Raw genomic sequence first — 17,610 nt, forward strand, 5'->3', positions numbered from 1 at the left:
GCTAGTAAACCTCCCTGAAGCGTTTCGAAATATAATGAGCAAGTAAATTCATTACTAGTGTAAAGATAAATAGTGTGAATCCTACTGAATAAATAGAGTAATAAATAGTTGTACCATAGCCCGCATCACCAGTTGAAACCTGTACAATGTATGCAGTCATTGTTTGAATAGAGTCTGTCACACTGAGGTCAAATTTCGGTGTCGAACCACCTGCTAGTGATACAATCATTGTTTCTCCAATTGCCCGGGAAATAGCTAACACAACAGAAGCCACAATCCCTGAAAGTGCAGCGGGTAGTACTACTTTGATTGCTACCTCAAATTTCGTCGCACCTAGAGCTAAAGCTCCTTCACGCATACTATTTGGTACTGATGACATGGCATCTTCTGAAAGAGATGTAATCATTGGTAAAATCATAATTCCTACAACAATACCAGGACTTAAAGCATTAAATAGTTTGAGTCCAGGTACAATTTCTTGTAAAACTGGTGTGACAAATGTTAAGGCAAAGAAGCCATAAACAATTGTTGGCACACCTGCTAATACCTCTAAAATTGGTTTCACTATACGTCTTGTCTTCTCACTTGCATATTCACTTAAATAGATAGCTGAAGCTATTCCAAATGGTACAGCTACTACAACTGCAATAAGTGTCACTTTTAATGTACCAGCGATTAATGGCAATATCCCAAACAACGGTTCGTTACCTGAAAATGGTAACCATTTTGTACCGAAAAGGAAATCCGTAATCGACACACGTTTAAAGAATTCAAACGTTTCAAAAATAAGGGTGAAAACAATGCCAAATGTTGTTAATATCGAAATAATTGCTGCAGAAAATAATAGAGCTGGCATGGCTTTTTCCACTATTTTCTTCGTTTTTTGATTGCGCGAATTTGCAATTAATTGCTGCACAGATGATGTCTTATCTTCCTTTTGAGAAACCATTGGGAGCTCCTTTCAAATAAGTGAGGGAAAGAGCATACATCTCTTTCCCTCTATGCATGTCTTCTTATTTTAAGCCTTCTAAAGTTTTTAAGCCTTCAGTATATTTTTCTTCAGGTAAACGAACATAGCCAACTGCTTCAGCCATATCACCTGCGTTTTCAAGTGTAAATTTAATGAAGTCGTATGCTGCCTCATTGTCCTTCATCGCACTATTTTTCACGTATGTGAATAGTGGACGTGAAAGTGGTTTATATTCGCCACCTTCAATTGTTTCACTTGTTGGCTCTACGCCATTTATTTTTACAATATTTAATTTATCTTTATTTTCAAGGTAGTAAGCATAACCGAAGAAACCGATAGCGTTTTTATCACCAGCCACACCTTGCACTAGCATATTATCATCCTCTGATAATGTTGCTGAGCTTACTAGATCTGCTCCATCTAAAATCACTTCATCAAAGTAGTCGTATGTGCCTGAATCAGTACCTGGTGAATAGTAAACGATTTTTTCATCTGGCCAAGATGGATCAATATCAGACCATTTTTTCTCTTTCCCATCTTCAATCCAAATTTTTTGTAGTTGTTCTACAGTTAAATCCTTCGCCCAATCATTTTCTGGATTCACTACTACTGATAATCCGTCATATGCTAAAGCTAACTCTGTAAAATCAATGCCCGCTTCTTCTAATTTCTTTTTCTCTTCATCTTTTATATTACGAGATGCATTTGAAAAGTCTGTTTCACCTGCGATGAATTTTTCAAAACCACCACCAGTACCAGAAACCCCCACTGATACTTTGACATCTGGTTGTGTACCTGCATACTCTTCAACAACTGCCTCAATGATTGGTGCTACTGTTGATGAGCCATCTCCAGCTACAGCCCCTTGTAGCTTTTCATCAGCAGCTTCTTGTCCTGAGCTTGCTGGTGCGTTCGTTTCTGCATTGTTTCCGTTTTGTGCAGAATCGCTACCACATGCACCTAGCATTAATGCAGAACCCATTACTGCTGTCATCGTTAAGTACTTCCACTTTTTCATCTCATTTGCCTCCGTCATGAACTGTTTTATAGTTATTTGTCTTACAATCTTTACTATAATGACTGAATGTTGAAGTCGTATAAACGGTTCGTAAAAGAGATGTAAAGGAATGTAATGCTTTGTAAACGATTGTAAAGATGCATTTACAATTGAAGAAACTTGCTTCCTATTAGAAAGGTGTTATAATAAGCAATTGTGTCAGGAAATATTTATTTTAATGATAAGGAGAGTTTGACCTTTGTCATGAAACATGCAAAAGTACAAAATGCTGATTATTTTAAAACATATTTATCATTAGTAATGGAACATCGGGACTACACACTTCAAGAGGCGATTGATTTTATGCTAGCTTCTTATTTCTATAACAATATAGAACTTTATGGGGTAAAACCAAGAGAGCAATTTGAATTAGCCATTCAGCAATTATCCGCATAAAGGCACTTAATATTTTAAAGGGGCGTTTTGCTATGCAAACGCCCCTTTCACTACGTAGTACAGTTTAAATTTCGCAACTGACTGATTGAGTTCATCAATTTTGACAAGTTCCTTTGAATTATGCACAATGTCTTTCCCGCTACATTTAAAGATTCTTCAATACACTGAAGAACGATAAGTCGACCATGCTATCAATATAGAAATAATGAACACTACTAAAAAAGTAGAGCGTCATCTTTTTCTGTATACGCCCCGCATCTCAGCAACCCTTGTTGTTTTTATAGTTAATGAATTAGCCCATCATTTAAAATTAATGATTCGTCTTGAAAAGGTTAAAATAAAAACAGATTTGGAAAATAAATTTTCCAAATCTGTTTTTTGTATTAGAGCATACCCCATGCCCTTTATTCCTGTTCATCCTCACCAATTTTTTCTTCTGTAATCGCTGGTAAAATTGGCTGTTTTACATTACTATCTGTCACTTTTTCAGCTTGATATTTGGCTTTTAATTCAAAGTATTTATCTAAAGAACGTCTAGCGATGACATTATTTTGATAGTAGTGTGGAGCTAAATTTGTATTAACCCATGGGATCACAACTGCATAGGCAATTTCAGGATTTTCATATGGTGCAAAACCAACATGCGTTAAGTTAATCGTGTTTGTACCAAAGTATTCACGTAGTGGACCATAGTATACTACCTCTGCAGTACCAGTTTTCCCAGCAGCTGTATATGGAGTATCCGCAAATTGAGCTCTTGCTGTACCTTGATTACCAGTATATACTCGACGCAATCCTTGTTTTACATAATCGATTTCCTCTTTTGGATTATCAATTTGATTTAAAATAGTTGGTCCTACTTCTGTCACTAATTGGCCTAATTGTTTGCCATCCTGCGATGGGTCACGAACCTCTTTTACAACATGTGGCTGAATACGATAGCCACCATTAGCAACTGTTGAAATATATTGCGCAAGTTGAAGTGGTGTATACGTATCATACTGACCAATCGCCAAGTCAAGTGTTTTACCACCCATTGTTGGACCTGATGGACCACGCACTCCGCTAAATTCATTTGGTAAATCAATGCCTGTTTTCACACCTAAACCAAATTGCGCATAATTATTACGCATTTTTGAGAACGTATCGTCCTTTAAGCGTAATGGCATACCATAACTATAAGGTGTTCCATTAAGCAGCAACGCAATTTTAAACATATAGGAGTTGGAAGAACGTTCTAATGCCAACAAGTCATTCATCGGGATATATCCACCCCTGTTAAAAATAGACGTTTTCGGATCCGTGCTAGCCAATTTAATCGGCTCGTCTCCCATTGAAGTACCCATCGAAATTACACCTTGGTTGTAACCAGTAAGAACTGTCGCTGCTTTAACGGATGAACCTGCTTCATAAGCCGTTGTAAATGATCCATAAGCATAGTCAACGATCATATTTTTTCCTGTGTCAGGATCTTTTTCTATTTTCTTACCAACCATAGATAAGATGTCCCCAGTATTCGGGTCCATCATAATTAAAAAGGCGCGATCTAATAAATACGATCCAGGAAGTGCCTTTAAATTAAGCAGTTCTTCTTCCACAATCTTATCTGTTTCCGCCTGTAGCTCACTATCCAATGAAAGGATTAAATCTTTACCTGGCTCCCCTTCATAGGTTGTTACTGTGTCGACTACCTGGCCTTTTTTATTGGTAATGTTTTTAACAACGGTTTTTTGACCTTGTAGTAATTCTTCATATTGTGCTTCAATGTAACTTTCTCCTACACGGTCATTACGCGAGTAGTCACGTGCTAAATAATAATTGAGCTTCTCTTTCGGTATCCCTTTTGTTGGAACCGTTGTACGTCCAAGAATAGATAAAGATGATAATTTGACACGTTTCCAGTCTGTTGTTGTGTTAACACCTGGTAGTTCAGTTAAACGCTCAGATACACGTGCAAATTCATCTGCTGATACATTCTCACTTTTAATGATTTGAGGAGATAGATTATAGCCAGATACCATTTCACGATAAATCGCTAATACCTCTAAATCTGCCTCTGTTAATTGTAAAAGTTCATCATTTGTTATACGTTCGCGTACCAGTTTATCAATCTCTGCATTGATTTGGCTTGTTGTAATATTTTCTTGTGCTCGGATTTTATCCTCTTCTGCCTTGGTGATTTTTGCATAGGCAGCATCGTGATTTTGTAGTATCCAAAAATCCTGTTTATCACGCAATGTGACACGCTTTGTTGGCTGTTCAATTAATTGTGCCAGCTTTTTCGCGATATCAAGCATTTCCTCTGTTGTGGTTGTTTGCATCTTCGTATACGTAATGGCATTCTCTGGGTGATTATCTACTAAAATACGCCCGTATCGATCATACATACGCCCCCTTGGCACACTTGTATTAACAGGTACCTCTTCTTTACGTTCTAAATCACGTACATAATCTTCCCCTTTGACGATCTGCATATAGCCAAGTCTAAAAATTAACATTGAAAATACGATAAATATTGCAAAGAAAAGGATATTCATACGAAATGTTAAATTAGAATGATGTTTTGCTTTAACACTCGCCGCGCGATTTTTCCCGGGTGCTTTGCGCATATGTATTCCCCTCCTCATCTTCTGATCATTTCAATACACGATACCTAGTATACCATTCGACGGTATGACAGAAAAGCACGCACTTACGATTTCTTATGTAAAACATCATTTATTTGACGGTACTTTATGTAGAAAGGTTGCCCTATTTTATGCTCTCCATATATTTCGGCTTCTCTATCCATAAATCTCTAGCTCCCATCCCTTAATTTGCTGTTTTATCCAATAAAAAAAGGCTATGCCTCCGTGATTGCTCACTTTAGGCATAGCCAAGTATTCGTTATTATTTTGCAGCTTGGAATTTAGCTTCTACTACATCCCAGTTTACTACGTTCCAGAATGCACCGATGTAATCTGGACGACGGTTTTGATAGTTTAGGTAGTATGCATGTTCCCATACATCTAAGCCTAAAACTGGTGTTTTGCCTTCCATTACTGGAGAGTCTTGGTTTGGAGTAGACGTAACAGCAACTGAGTCACCATCAACGATTAACCAAGCCCAACCTGAACCGAAGCGAGTTGTAGCAGCTTTAGCAAATTCTTCTTTGAAAGCATCGAAAGAACCGAATTTAGCATCGATTGCTTTTGCTACTTCACCAACAGGTGTATTTGAACCGCCTGGAGCGATTACTTCCCAGAATAATGTATGGTTAGCATGTCCGCCACCGTTGTTGCGTACAGCAGTTTGTTTGTCAGCTGGAAGAGCATCTAGATTTGCGATTAAGTCGTTGATGTCTTTTTCTGCAAACTCAGTACCTTCTACTGCTGCGTTTAAGTTTGTTACATAAGTATTGTGGTGTTTAGAATGGTGAATTTCCATTGTTTTTGCATCGATATGTGGTTCTAATGCGTCATAAGCGTAAGTTAATTGTGGTAATTCGTAAGCCATTGTTAAGTTCCTCCCTAAAATAAGAAATAATTAGTACATCCTTAGATTATCAAAATTGGTCAAACCATTCAACGAAAAATACTTCAATTTGAAGATTTCAGCCTTTTGACCGAAATACCGATACGTTTACTATCTTACCCCTTCATCCCTCACACTAAACCTTAAAAATGAGACATTAAATGGCGATAAAAAATACAATAATCATCACGATTTGAATTACAGCCTTTGCAATAGTAGAAGTTAAAAAGCCTACCAATGAGCCAACGCCACTTTTCACAGCCTCACTAAATGTTCGCTTCTCTACAATTAATTCAGCGATCACTGCCCCTAAAAATGGGCCAATTAAAATCCCAGCCACAGGGATGACAAATGGACCGAATAATAAGCCAATGGTACTTCCCCACATTCCTGCGGTGGAGCCACCAAATTTTTTTATACCAAATGCATTTGCCAGTGTGTCCGCACCAAATAACAGCACGACAAATAATATTTCAATAATCCAGAACCACCAGCTTAACTCTGCGAATGAGAAAAATAAGCCATAGAGCAAAAATCCACCAACTAAAAACAGTACACCAGGAATGATTGGATACACTAAACCAACAAATGAAATAATAAAGCAGGCAATCACTAAGATCCAGCCAACAACTTCCATAAAGTTTCTCTCCTTTTAACGTGCATTGCCTTTCATACGGAATAACAAAGTGAAAAGTTTCATTAATGACGAATACCTAAAATAGAATCTGCAATATTTACTGCATGGTCTCCTATCCGTTCTAGGTTGCTCACAATATCCATATAAACAATCCCAGCAGCCCCACTACACTCATTCGTATTTAATCGTGCAATATGCTTTTGACGTAGTTTATCTTCCATATCATCAATCAAGCTTTCTAGCTCTGTTACTTCTTGAGCTAAGCTTAAACTTGCCGTATCTAATGCTTCTATACTTTTACGTACTGCCTCAATGGCTAAACTAAACATCCCTATCAAGTCCTGTCGCGCTGATTTACTTAAGCTTACCTCGTGGTGATCCTTATACTGTAAAAGCTCTAATATATTTTCAAAATGATCTCCAATTCGTTCAAAGTCTCTTACATTTGTTAATAAAGTATGATGTCTTACTGAGTCTGCACGAGAAAGAGGCTGCTTAGACACCATTACTAAGTAATCAGTAATTTCATTGTCTAGATGATTAAGCCCGACTTCTAGCTGTAGCACCGTTGGAATATGCTCTGCCTCTCCAGATTTCATATATAAAAACGTTTCTTCCAACCCTCGCAATGCATGTTCACCCATTCGTAATACTTCTTCTTTAGCTTGCCCCAGCGCAATGGCAGGAGAGGAATCAATGAATGATGGATCTAAATGCTTTGTTGTTACATTGATATTGCCATCATGTCCTGGAAGTAGCTTTGTAACCAATGCTGCGAGTCCAGCAATAAAGGGCAGTTGAATCATCATATTAAATACATTGAATGAGCCATGAGCAATGGCTATTTGCATGCGAGGCTCCAAATGAAATACGCCACTGATCAACTGTACATATTGCATAAACGGTGTAAACAATAACATGAAAATAATCGTCCCAATCACATTAAATAGTACATGAGCCGCTGCTGCTCGCTTAGCGTAAATAGAAGCTCCAAGAGAAGCTAAAACAGCTGTAATGGTCGTGCCAATATTTTCACCAAACAAAATCGGTAAGGCACTATTTAAACCAATTAACTGTTCTGCATATAAACCTTGCAGCACCCCCACTGTTGCAGTAGAGCTTTGTACAAGTAAGGTGAAAATGGTTCCTAAAAATATGCCTAATATCGGCTGATTACTTAAATGAAGCGTTAACGATGCAAAATCTGCAAGCTGGTGTAATGCCTGCATACTAGCACTCATCAACTCTAGCCCTAAAAATAAGCCACCAAAGCCAAATAGAATTTGACCAATATGTTGATACGTTGCTTTCTTTAAGAAAAATAAACAGGCCGCACCAATTGCCAATAAAGGGTAAAAATAGAGTCCAATATTAATACCAATAATAAATGCTGTAATAGTTGTACCGATATTTGCCCCCATAATGACGCCGATTGCTTGACGCAATGTTAAAAAGCCAGCACTCACTAACCCTACAGTGATGACTGTTGTGGCAGAACTTGATTGTATGCAAATCGTTACAAATATACCTACCAGGACACCCATAATTGGGTTTGTGGTAAAGCGATTTAACCATTCGCGTAGCCGATCATCCGCTGACTTTTGAAGCCCATCCCCCATGAATTTAATGGAAAATAAAAAGACCCCTAACCCACCTAAAAACTGAAAGAGAATGCTTTGCCAATCTATTGTCAATTGTTTTCGCTCCAATTCCTACATCTCTACTACTGTTCTAATCATTAAATGATTCCAAACAAAAAGTAAAGAAATCCTTTAACTTCTTTACATAATGTTAACATTTTAACATCACGACCCTCCTCATTTATACTTCTTTCATATCTTGTCCTCTTTGAACATGTTAAAATATCGATTGGAGGAGATATAGCATGAAACACTCACAGCTTTTTATTGATAGTCTTATACATCCTAAAAAACTAGCAGCCTATCGTTTGTTACCTATTGGAAAGGTTATTCAATATACTTTTCTACTGATTACCATTGTGTCCGTATTCTCTTTAGGTCGTTTTGCAGCAGGTATGTCAGTTGATACATTTGATATGGATAGTTTAACTGGTTTAACTGATTACATAGAGGGCATTAAATGGCTCTTGTACCCTTTCACTTTCCTAATGCTTTTCGTTATGACAACAATGCTTATTTTTGCACAAATTGCCCTTTATGCTTTAGCAGGTTTATTTATCTTGAAAGCGATGAAGCGTCGTGGTGAATATCGCCACATCTGGAGAACAACTACCTTTGCTATCACTTGGGCTACGTTACTTTCGATGCTAGCAGACTATTTGCCCGTTAACAGTACTGTTATCACTGTACTATCTTTATTTTTAACCATTACTCTATTAATTGTGGCCTTTACAAAATATCCAAAACAACCAAATATAAAATAATGTGCATGAATCCCCTCTCTTCTCAATATAGTGTAGAAAAGGAGGGGATTTTTTGCGAGCATTCATTTTAACTACGATCATCATCGTAATTGCCTTTGTCGTCAAAGTAGATTTAACAGAAGGGTCCATCCCACTTGCGGCTTTATCCACAAAGAGCTCAGAAAACGGACTTTGTGAAAAACAACGTGAGCCAAATTATATTACCGTACAAACGATTGAAGGAGATACCATTCATAGTTTATTTGCCCTACACCCTGCTAAAGTTCCCATGACCTTTCCAGAACGCTTACAACTTTTTTACAACTTAAACCCACACTTACAATTACAAGCACTAGTTCCAGGTGAAAATATCAAGCTTCCTCTCTCATTTGAACTTGAAAACAAATGCGGAAAATGAAAAGTTAGCGTTTCTTCCTTGTCCTTATTTTCTTACACTGCTAAAATAAATGACAGTGACGGCTGAAAATAGAGGCCCGAAAAGGAGAGAAAGTTAATGAGTGAAATTTGTCACCGTTCAAATACACGCCCTGTGCGTGTCGGTAACTTAACAATTGGTGGTAGTAATGAATTATTCATTCAAAGTATGTGTACAACCAAAACACATGATGTAGAAGCAACAGTTGCAGAAATTCTTCGTCTTGAGGAAGCGGGCTGTCAAATTGTTCGTGTTGCTGTACCAGATGAACGCGCAGCGGACGCGATTGCCGAAATCAAAAAACGTATTCATATTCCATTAGTAGCTGATATTCATTTTGATTATAGATTAGCATTAAAAGCCATTGAAAATGGTATTGATAAAGTACGTATTAATCCAGGTAATATTGGTCGTAAAGAAAAAGTGGAAGCTGTTGTTAATGCAGCCAAAGCGAAAGGTATACCAATTCGTATTGGTGTAAATGCCGGTTCATTAGAGCGTCATATTTTAGAAAAATACGGCTATCCTACAGCTGATGGGATGGTAGAATCTGCTCTACACCATATTAAGATTTTGGAAGACTTGGACTTCCACGATATTATCGTGTCAATGAAGGCATCTGACGTTAATCTTGCCATTGAAGCCTATGAAAAAGCGGCTAAAGCCTTTAATTATCCGCTCCATTTAGGGATTACAGAATCAGGGACATTATTTGCTGGTACTGTAAAATCAGCAGCAGGTCTTGGAGCTATCCTCTCAAAAGGTATTGGAAACACATTACGTATCTCCCTTTCTGCTGACCCTGTAGAGGAGATTAAAGTAGCACGAGAATTATTAAAATCCTTTGGTCTAGCTTCTAATATGGCCACACTGATTTCTTGCCCAACATGTGGACGCATTGAAATTGATTTGATTTCTATCGCCAATGAAGTAGAAGAATATATTTCAAAATTAAATGTACCGTTAAAAGTAGCTGTTCTAGGCTGTGCAGTAAACGGTCCTGGAGAAGCACGTGAGGCTGATATCGGGATTGCTGGTGCTCGTGGTGAAGGATTGTTATTTATGAAGGGGAAAACAGTTCGTAAAGTGCCAGAAGAAACAATGGTAGAAGAACTGAAGAAAGAAATTGATAAATTAGCAGCAGAAATGGAAGAAAAACGTGCAGCGGAAGAAGCTCAAAAAGCGAATGCCTAAGGAGGTGCTAGCATGAAAAAGCCCCGCTTTGGTATTGATATTGATGGGACTGTGACATGTCCAAGTACACTCATTCCACATATTAATAAACAATACAATGTAAATATTACACTGGATGATGTTTGTGAATATGATTTCTTATCTGCTTTTCCACACCCTATTGACCGAAGTGCCTTTAATACTTGGTTTAAGGAAAATGAACCTTACATGTACGAGGTCTCTGAGGTCGCAAAAGATGCAAAAAATATTCTAACCGCTTGGAAAAATAATTTTGAGCTGTATTATATTTCTGCACGAGGTGAAAATGTAGCAGACATCACAGTCAATTGGTTTAAATCGCAAGCTATACCGTACGACCATATCGAGCTTCTCGGCAGCCATGATAAACTAGCTGCTGCAAAAAAACATCATGTAGAAGCTTTTTTTGAGGATAAGCATGATAATGCAGTGATGCTGGCAGAGGAGTTAAAAATACCTGTTGTGTTATTTGATACACCTTATAATCGGCTTGCCGTTCCTAATAATGTTGTAAGGGTCTATAACTGGCAGGAAGCAAATCAATTTATTACACAATTTTTTAAATAAGTCGAAGAGCTGTAGGCAAGGTTGGATGGAAACTTCACCTTCCCTACAGCTCTTTTAATTTACTATTGAAATTTAGCTAGTGCTGCCTGAAAGAGTCGGTCATAGCTGCTCATTGTGGGTCTTGCTATTGATGTTATGAACCGCGATGTTTCGCTGCTCCATCGTTGCCAATAGCTCCTCCGCTCCTGCTGAGGACTGTTCGCTCATAGCTGTCATGTCTCTACGGCTCGTACTACCTCTACTGTTTCCCTTTTGAATTAAATAAGAGGTAGTTGTCACTTTGTCACTTTGCTCTACAGTCTCAACGATATGCTGTAAGATGGCATCGAGTGCTTGTTTATTAAATTTGAATCGTAGGTTTATCAGATGTCTTTGCCTGTTCCATTTTTGGAGCTGTTTCTATCGTTAAATTTTTTGTTTGGACAGTGCGAGAATTTTCTTCATATACTTCATCCCCTTTAGATAGAAAGTAATATCGCATCAGTCATCATGAATAAAGTATCTAAACAAGGTTAATAAATGTCTTTTTTATAGATAAAAACTCCTGTTTCCAGGAGTTTTTAAAGTCCAGCTCGCTATATGTCAAGTATGCCTCGTAGCCAACGCTCCACAAAGTTTTCAAACGTAATGCCATAATTATCATAAACAGCATGATATACAAAATATGTTCCTAATCGATCAAGCATTTCATCATTAATTTTCACCACAAACCGCTCCCCTTCTCTTAATATTTTACTAAATTTTCAGACTTCTATACTTCCAAAATGCCGAACAATCAAGTGGAGGTCGCATCGTTGCAAAACCGTCACAATCTGCCGCCTTCATGCCCTTTCTTCGTATTTTTCTTTTCGATAAGATAGTAATAACAACTTACTAGACTGGAGGGACTACTTGTGAAATGGATGACAAAGATTGCTTGTATCACATGCATCTGCGCGCTACTTTCTGGCTGTGGTGATCGATTTTCCGAAATTAAAGATGCTGCTTCAGGCATCAATTCAGCTGCTAATTCCGCAGCAAGTGCAGTTAGCCGAGATGTCCATGCAATACGTGCTCTAGACATTAACTATAAAGATACGTCGTTTACGGTTAATGACCTATTTAAAACTATTTTACGTGACATACGCTGGGATTATGACCCCGAAAAAAATGAGCTACATGTGAGAGGTACTTGGCAGCCCCCACTATTTTCTGATCAGGCGTGGCGTGAAGACATGAAAGAAAAGCTTGCTGAATCAGGCTTTGTGACTATTACCTGTAAAATAATTGACGACAAAATTGATAGCGAGCAAACGAGCATAACACTTACATATAATGAAGAAATTCTCTTACAAAAAAATGGTGAGGAAGCACTCCATCACCTATATGATACTTATTTACTTCCGTAAACCTAGGAACGTCTCTACCATTTAATTAATGGCAGAAACGTTCTTTTTTTTGAAAAAATTCTTATCATTTCGAAATATCAAAGGCTATCATTTGAATAAACTAAAACCATCACGTTATAATCAAAGTATCACGTGATGGTTTGGAGGTGTTTGCATTGGGACAGAAAAATTAAAGATTGGCGAGCTTGCAGAAAAAACAGGCATTACTAAACGAACAATCGATTACTATACAAATATTGGTTTGCTAGATGCAGAACGTTCTGCAGCAAATTATCGCTACTATGATCCAGCCATGATTAAACGGCTTCAATTTATTGAACAGCGCAAACAACAAGGGCTTTCACTTGTACAAATCCAACATGAGTTAAACATCACACCCTATGAAGAAATCGATGTACAGGTGCTTCGTTTAAAAATGCAAGATTTAGAGCATGATGTTACATCTCTGCTAGCACAAATGAACAAGCAAGATGATAAAAAAATTGAAACGATTAAGAAAAATGTTTCACCCGAAAGTATTGCATTAATGCAATCCTTATTATTACTCATTCATAATTAGGAGGTGACGTTCTGTTTTTACAGAACGACTATTTGGAGACCATAATAAACCTATCGATTTTTACCATTTTATTAGCTTTAACAGGCTTTTTCGTGGCAACAGAATTTGCCATTGTAAAAGTACGTTCCTCAAGACTCGATCAGCTGGTGGCTGAAGGCAATAAAAAAGCAATTGCTGCTAAACATGTTGTTCAACACTTAGACGAATACTTATCAGCCTGTCAATTAGGAATTACTGTAACCGCTCTTGGTATCGGGATGGTTGGTGAAAAAACTTTTGAATTTATGCTTCACCCGCTATTCGAAATGATCGGCATTTCTGATAAATATATGACGATTTTTACAATTGGAACAGCCTTTGCCATCGCTACGTTTTTACATGTAGTGGTCGGCGAATTAGCCCCAAAAACAGCTGCCATTCAAAAAGCTGAATCCATTACACTTCTTTTCGCAAAACCGATTATGTTTTTCTATAAGATCATGTATCCATTTATTTGGTTCTTGAACGGTTCTGCACGCGTGTTAGTTGGCATATTCGGTATGAAACCTGCTAGCGAACATGAGCTATCTCATACAGAGGAAGAATTGCGGTTATTACTGTCTGAAAGCTTTAAAAGTGGTGAAATCAATAAATCTGAGCTCAAATATGTCAATAACGTCTTTGAATTTGACGAACGTATTGCTCGTGAAATCATGGTTCCCCGAACAGAAATTGTTGGAATTGAACAAAATGAATCTTTTACAAACATTATTCATTACATCGCTGCTGAAAAATATACGCGTTACCCGATCTATGATGGGGACCGAGATAATATACTAGGTTTCATCAATGCGAAAGAACTATTAACGCACGGTTTACTTGAACAACTTACAGACGACTCTTTAGTTCTAGAAGATTTCATTAATCCTGTCATTCGAGTAATTGAAACAATTCCAATTCAAGAATTACTTGTACGCATGCAAAAGGAACGAATCCATATGGCCATCTTAATGGATGAATATGGTGGTACATCTGGTCTTGTAACGGTTGAAGATATTTTAGAAGAAATTGTTGGTGAAATACGAGATGAATTTGATGATGATGAAATTGCGGATATTCGAAAAATTACAGATCATCATTATTTATTAAATGCAAAAATGCTTGTGGAAGATGTGGAAAATCTATTAAACATTACACTAGATGCTGAGGAAGTGGAAACATTAGGTGGTTGGTTCTTAACTGTGAATAACGGTATTAAAGCATCAAAAAATATTGAGCTGGGCTCCTATATCTTTAGCATCTATGAGCAGCAAGGTCATCAAATTCATTATATCGAGGTTCGTCCTCTTCGAAAAAGTCTACCTCTCCAAACAGAGGTTCAATCGTAAAGGCAAGAAACCTTATTCCATTATTAGCCATTTCACTATATAATGATAGAGAAAAATGATTTTAGTTGCAGGGGGCCATATACATGACATTATTTAAGCTATATCATTCAGATGGTATTCACATTATTACTGATGTAAAAAAACACAAAACAAATATTGAGTTAAAAACAATCACGGGGGAAGTTCTATTTATTATCGTGGTCACAGATGAAAATTACACAGTCTACGATGATCGTTTTGCAGGAGCTTCCAAGCAATTAAATTCAGTTGAAGCTTTCGATATTGATGGGAGTTTTCGTAGTTTAGATTTCGATAATATGCGCTCTCTGTTTAAAGAATCTTTTACAAAGCTATTACAAGAGATTGCTGTGTGTGTTAAAAATAAAGAAGAGCTTGTGGATATTGATACACTTCGCCATAAAGTAAGCGCTCAGATTAAAGGCATCCACTTCAGGGTGATCTCTGATACGAAAAAATATGAAATCTAACATGGAACAGACTGTCCACTATGGGCAGTCTGTTTCAATTTTACACGACGATCTCTTCCCTTTCCCAAGTTGAAAGAAAAACACGCTTCTTTACTTTCATGTATAATGGAACTTAACAATCTGAAAATAAGGGGTGTTAGGATGAATCGTGAACAATTAATCACACTCGTTTCAGAAAAGCTGAAATTAATCCGTACAGAAAAAGCTTTCACACAGGATCAAATGAGTGATTTACTAGGATTATCAAAAAAAACACTTGTCCAAATTGAAAAAGGCCGTATACTAGCTGGCTGGACAACCACTGTTACAGTTTGCACATTGTGCCGAGACAGTACGATATTACAGCATGAACTTGGTGGTGATCCATTAGAGGTTGTGGATTTAATCGCGAATAATGGAACATTGCAGCCAAAAGAGAAAACAATGGGTGGATACATATGGTGGAAAAACATTCAGGAATATGGTGGTTTTCGGCTACAGCAAAACGTCATCAGTCAGCATTATCGTATATTAGACAGCAATAATTTTCGCCTAATTTCTACATTTGATGAACAAATAGCAAAGCAAGCATGGGAAAACTACAGCTATAATCTTTCAATCAAACAGTAGGAGCATTGCTATTTGCTTCTGCTGTGTTTCCCTTTCCCTTCCTCTCATAAGTCATCCTCTCTAGACAAATGAATAAAGATATAAAATCACCTATCATATGATAAAAAGAGTAGTATGAGAATTGTTTCTTTCAAAGTCCTATGAAAAAGGCCAGAAGAAGCTGGAAAAGTCGAAATTTGTAGAATAATTCTCTATACTTAAGGGTAAAGCTGTACTATTAGAAAGGATGCTCGTAAATGAACCGAATACTAGCAATTAGTGACATACATGGAGAATTAGGGCTACTAGAAGAATTATTATTAAAAGTAAACTATGACCCAATGAACGACCAGCTTTTTCTTCTTGGTGATTATATTGATAGAGGGCCCTCTTCTAGTGGTGTGTTAAATTTAGTGAGTGAACTACAGGCAAAGGGTGCTCGCGTTTTGCTAGGTAATCATGAGGCGATCATGCTCAATGCATGCCGTTCAGGTCTTGCAAAACCATGGAACCATTGGGTAGGGCTTTGTGGTGGTGAGGCAACATTAGCAAGCTATGGCTATCAATTGGAAGACTTTGAGGAAGCTATCGAAAGTAATACTCTGCCTAGCTTTATTAAAACGCTCCCTAAGCTCGAAGAACATTTACAGTTACTTGAGACGTTTGAAATATATATTGAATTAGAAGATGCTATTTTCGTTCATGGTGGCGTTGTACCAGGTGTTACAATAGCCGAAACTGACCCCATGCGCTTACTTTGGATTCGCGATGAATTTCACGCAGGCTATCAAGGGGAAAAAACAATAATCTTCGGCCATACCCCTACCTTTAACCTACATCATAATCCAACTGATTATCGTGTTTATTTCGGAGAAAATAATATTATTGGCATTGACGGTGGAGCAGTGTTTGGCGGACAGTTACATGCATTCGAGTGGCCAAGTCGTCAAATCGTTTCAGTCGAAAATAAAAAACCAACAAGTAACGAGTAAACTTGTTGGTTTTATTTTCGTCATTATAATTTTTGAATAAATAAAGAGGAAAATTAATAAAGCTTAAAGATAACTCCTACGAGAGAGTACACAATGACTGTTGAGAATAGTATCGTCATATGGAATAGTGAAAAAACAAACATTTTGGTAGCCCATTTTACTTGATCTGTATTACTATGATAGCCATAAATACTCATCACTAGCCAAGCAACGCTTAAGATTAATGCCACAAGCATGATCCCTACACTTAACGAGCCAAATAAGAAGCTTGATAGAATCAATAGTATTAAATAGAAGTTGGTTTGATAATACGTTCGACGCATCCCTTTGATAACTGGTAACATAGGCACACTGGCTGCTTCATAGTCTACACGTTTGCGAATAGCAATCGCATAGAAATGTGGCATTTGCCAAATGACCATCACAAAAAATAATCCAAGTATCGCTGGGTGTGTAATATCTGTAGATACAGCAGACCAACCGATTAATGGTGGTACCGCACCACTTATACTACCGATTTCTGTATTATAAATCGTACGACGCTTTGTCCACATTGTATATGGGACTACATATAGGAATACCCCTAATAAACCAAATGCCGCTGCTAAAGGTGACGCAAGTGCCAACACAGCTACTCCAATAATTAACATTACGACAGCTAGTGATAAAGTCGATTTCGCTGACATTTCACCTGTTACAGTTGGTCGGCTTTGTGTACGAGGCATAATCGCATCAATATCACGATCATAGACATTATTAAAGGCCCCTGCAGCTCCAATGACAAGGGCGGAACCGATTGTTGAAAAAATGATTTCAGGTATATTGTCTACAAACGTCATTTTATTTTTGTACATGCCTAGCGTTAAACCAGCCCACATAGGTATTAAATTGGATTTGATAATCCCTGTTTTGACGGTTTGCGCTAAAATAGAAGAACGTGATGACTTCCCTCTTGTTTTTTCGGAGGCTAGTGGTTTATGCTCCGTTTTCAGATTTTGTTCCATTCAGCTTAATTCCTTTTCTCCATAATTTCTACACGCTTCCATCGATAGAAAGC

General features: G+C 37.5%; 19 protein-coding genes. 11 read left to right on the forward strand and 8 right to left on the reverse strand.

The genetic code is table 11. The annotated features are described in order from the left end of the window. Window position 1: 1 nt before the first annotated feature. Window positions 2–949: a phosphate ABC transporter permease subunit PstC gene (pstC, locus tag MHB39_RS15015; protein ID WP_339280159.1), complete on the reverse strand. Its 948-nt coding sequence runs from the start codon at window positions 947–949 to the stop codon at window positions 2–4. Between the two features lie 64 nt (window positions 950–1,013). Further along, window positions 1,014–1,988 (reverse strand): PstS family phosphate ABC transporter substrate-binding protein, encoded by a 975-nt coding sequence (locus MHB39_RS15020; protein WP_036076192.1) that lies wholly within the window; start codon window positions 1,986–1,988, stop codon window positions 1,014–1,016. A 243-nt stretch (window positions 1,989–2,231) separates the two neighbouring features. Here MHB39_RS15020 and MHB39_RS15025 point away from each other — a divergent pair, with 243 nt between their 5' ends. After that, on the forward strand, window positions 2,232–2,423 hold the full coding sequence (locus tag MHB39_RS15025; RefSeq protein ID WP_131520597.1) for a hypothetical protein: 192 nt from the start codon (window positions 2,232–2,234) through the stop codon (window positions 2,421–2,423). Window positions 2,424–2,827: 404 nt separating this feature from the next. Here MHB39_RS15025 and MHB39_RS15030 read toward each other — a convergent pair whose 3' ends face one another. The 4 genes from MHB39_RS15030 to MHB39_RS15045 all read right to left on the reverse strand — a co-directional run bounded on the left by MHB39_RS15030 (window position 2,828) and on the right by MHB39_RS15045 (window position 8,267). Next, window positions 2,828–5,032, reverse strand: coding sequence for a penicillin-binding protein 2 (locus tag MHB39_RS15030; RefSeq protein ID WP_342544397.1), 2,205 nt, complete (start codon window positions 5,030–5,032; stop codon window positions 2,828–2,830). 280 nt (window positions 5,033–5,312) lie between these two features. After that, complete coding sequence (locus MHB39_RS15035; protein ID WP_016995356.1) at window positions 5,313–5,918, reverse strand: superoxide dismutase; 606 nt, start codon at window positions 5,916–5,918, stop codon at window positions 5,313–5,315. A 175-nt stretch (window positions 5,919–6,093) separates the two neighbouring features. After that, complete coding sequence (locus MHB39_RS15040) at window positions 6,094–6,573, reverse strand: DUF456 domain-containing protein (RefSeq protein WP_016995357.1); 480 nt, start codon at window positions 6,571–6,573, stop codon at window positions 6,094–6,096. A gap of 62 nt (window positions 6,574–6,635) precedes the next feature. After that, window positions 6,636–8,267 carry a Na/Pi cotransporter family protein gene (locus MHB39_RS15045; protein WP_342544399.1) on the reverse strand — a complete coding sequence of 544 codons (1,632 nt, stop codon included), beginning with the start codon at window positions 8,265–8,267 and terminating at the stop codon, window positions 6,636–6,638. Between the two features lie 191 nt (window positions 8,268–8,458). Between MHB39_RS15045 and MHB39_RS15050 the strand changes: the two genes are divergently transcribed. From MHB39_RS15050 to MHB39_RS15065, 4 genes are all read left to right on the forward strand, one after another. Next, a complete protein-coding gene (locus MHB39_RS15050; RefSeq protein WP_342544401.1) occupies window positions 8,459–8,977 on the forward strand; it encodes a DUF1189 family protein in 519 nt (172 codons plus the stop codon). A gap of 52 nt (window positions 8,978–9,029) precedes the next feature. Further along, window positions 9,030–9,374: a hypothetical protein gene (locus tag MHB39_RS15055; protein ID WP_016993487.1), complete on the forward strand. Its 345-nt coding sequence runs from the start codon at window positions 9,030–9,032 to the stop codon at window positions 9,372–9,374. A 96-nt stretch (window positions 9,375–9,470) separates the two neighbouring features. Beyond that, the gene (gene ispG / locus MHB39_RS15060) at window positions 9,471–10,586 is read left to right on the forward strand and encodes a flavodoxin-dependent (E)-4-hydroxy-3-methylbut-2-enyl-diphosphate synthase (RefSeq protein WP_036076197.1); all 1,116 of its coding nucleotides are present in this window, start codon (window positions 9,471–9,473) and stop codon (window positions 10,584–10,586) included. A 12-nt stretch (window positions 10,587–10,598) separates the two neighbouring features. Then, window positions 10,599–11,171, forward strand: coding sequence for a nucleotidase (locus MHB39_RS15065; protein ID WP_016993488.1), 573 nt, complete (start codon window positions 10,599–10,601; stop codon window positions 11,169–11,171). Between the two features lie 575 nt (window positions 11,172–11,746). Here MHB39_RS15065 and MHB39_RS15070 read toward each other — a convergent pair. After that, complete coding sequence (locus MHB39_RS15070; RefSeq protein WP_016993490.1) at window positions 11,747–11,878, reverse strand: hypothetical protein; 132 nt, start codon at window positions 11,876–11,878, stop codon at window positions 11,747–11,749. A gap of 195 nt (window positions 11,879–12,073) precedes the next feature. Here MHB39_RS15070 and MHB39_RS15075 point away from each other — a divergent pair, with 195 nt between their 5' ends. From MHB39_RS15075 to MHB39_RS15100, 6 genes are all read left to right on the forward strand, one after another. Further along, complete coding sequence (locus MHB39_RS15075; protein ID WP_312126970.1) at window positions 12,074–12,559, forward strand: hypothetical protein; 486 nt, start codon at window positions 12,074–12,076, stop codon at window positions 12,557–12,559. 175 nt (window positions 12,560–12,734) lie between these two features. Further along, a complete protein-coding gene (locus tag MHB39_RS15080; protein ID WP_081977454.1) occupies window positions 12,735–13,118 on the forward strand; it encodes a MerR family transcriptional regulator in 384 nt (127 codons plus the stop codon). A 32-nt stretch (window positions 13,119–13,150) separates the two neighbouring features. Continuing rightward, entirely contained in the window at window positions 13,151–14,485 is a 1,335-nt protein-coding gene (locus tag MHB39_RS15085) for a hemolysin family protein (protein WP_036076200.1), read from the forward strand. A gap of 83 nt (window positions 14,486–14,568) precedes the next feature. Beyond that, entirely contained in the window at window positions 14,569–14,973 is a 405-nt protein-coding gene (locus MHB39_RS15090; RefSeq protein WP_004227282.1) for a hypothetical protein, read from the forward strand. Window positions 14,974–15,114: 141 nt separating this feature from the next. Beyond that, window positions 15,115–15,582: a helix-turn-helix transcriptional regulator gene (locus MHB39_RS15095; RefSeq protein ID WP_342544402.1), complete on the forward strand. Its 468-nt coding sequence runs from the start codon at window positions 15,115–15,117 to the stop codon at window positions 15,580–15,582. Window positions 15,583–15,818: 236 nt separating this feature from the next. After that, window positions 15,819–16,553, forward strand: a complete 735-nt coding sequence (locus MHB39_RS15100) for a metallophosphoesterase (RefSeq protein ID WP_016993496.1) — start codon at window positions 15,819–15,821, stop codon at window positions 16,551–16,553. A gap of 53 nt (window positions 16,554–16,606) precedes the next feature. Here MHB39_RS15100 and cyoE read toward each other — a convergent pair whose 3' ends face one another. Beyond that, entirely contained in the window at window positions 16,607–17,557 is a 951-nt protein-coding gene (cyoE, locus tag MHB39_RS15105) for a heme o synthase (RefSeq protein WP_016993497.1), read from the reverse strand. Between the last annotated feature and the right edge of the window lie 53 nt (window positions 17,558–17,610).

It is taken from the genome of Lysinibacillus sp. FSL K6-4013 (genome assembly GCF_038630435.1).
Taxonomy (GTDB): Bacteria; Bacillota; Bacilli; order Bacillales_A; family Planococcaceae; genus Lysinibacillus; species Lysinibacillus boronitolerans.

Bases quoted from the DNA above. Each gene is read 5' to 3' on its own strand.
- MHB39_RS15050 (WP_342544401.1), top strand. From the start codon at position 8,459: ATGAAACACTCACAGCTTTTTATTGATAGTCTTATACATCCTAAAAAA.
- MHB39_RS15065 (WP_016993488.1), top strand. From the start codon at position 10,599: ATGAAAAAGCCCCGCTTTGGTATTGATATTGATGGGACTGTGACATGT.
- MHB39_RS15035 (WP_016995356.1), bottom strand. From the start codon at position 5,918: ATGGCTTACGAATTACCACAATTAACTTACGCTTATGACGCATTAGAA.
- MHB39_RS15100 (WP_016993496.1), top strand. From the start codon at position 15,819: ATGAACCGAATACTAGCAATTAGTGACATACATGGAGAATTAGGGCTA.
- MHB39_RS15025 (WP_131520597.1), top strand. From the start codon at position 2,232: ATGAAACATGCAAAAGTACAAAATGCTGATTATTTTAAAACATATTTA.
- pstC (WP_339280159.1), bottom strand. From the start codon at position 949: ATGGTTTCTCAAAAGGAAGATAAGACATCATCTGTGCAGCAATTAATT.
- MHB39_RS15095 (WP_342544402.1), top strand. From the start codon at position 15,115: ATGAATCGTGAACAATTAATCACACTCGTTTCAGAAAAGCTGAAATTA.
- cyoE (WP_016993497.1), bottom strand. From the start codon at position 17,557: ATGGAACAAAATCTGAAAACGGAGCATAAACCACTAGCCTCCGAAAAA.
- ispG (WP_036076197.1), top strand. From the start codon at position 9,471: ATGAGTGAAATTTGTCACCGTTCAAATACACGCCCTGTGCGTGTCGGT.
- MHB39_RS15030 (WP_342544397.1), bottom strand. From the start codon at position 5,032: ATGCGCAAAGCACCCGGGAAAAATCGCGCGGCGAGTGTTAAAGCAAAA.
- MHB39_RS15075 (WP_312126970.1), top strand. From the start codon at position 12,074: ATGACAAAGATTGCTTGTATCACATGCATCTGCGCGCTACTTTCTGGC.
- MHB39_RS15040 (WP_016995357.1), bottom strand. From the start codon at position 6,573: ATGGAAGTTGTTGGCTGGATCTTAGTGATTGCCTGCTTTATTATTTCA.
- MHB39_RS15020 (WP_036076192.1), bottom strand. From the start codon at position 1,988: ATGAAAAAGTGGAAGTACTTAACGATGACAGCAGTAATGGGTTCTGCA.
- MHB39_RS15090 (WP_004227282.1), top strand. From the start codon at position 14,569: ATGACATTATTTAAGCTATATCATTCAGATGGTATTCACATTATTACT.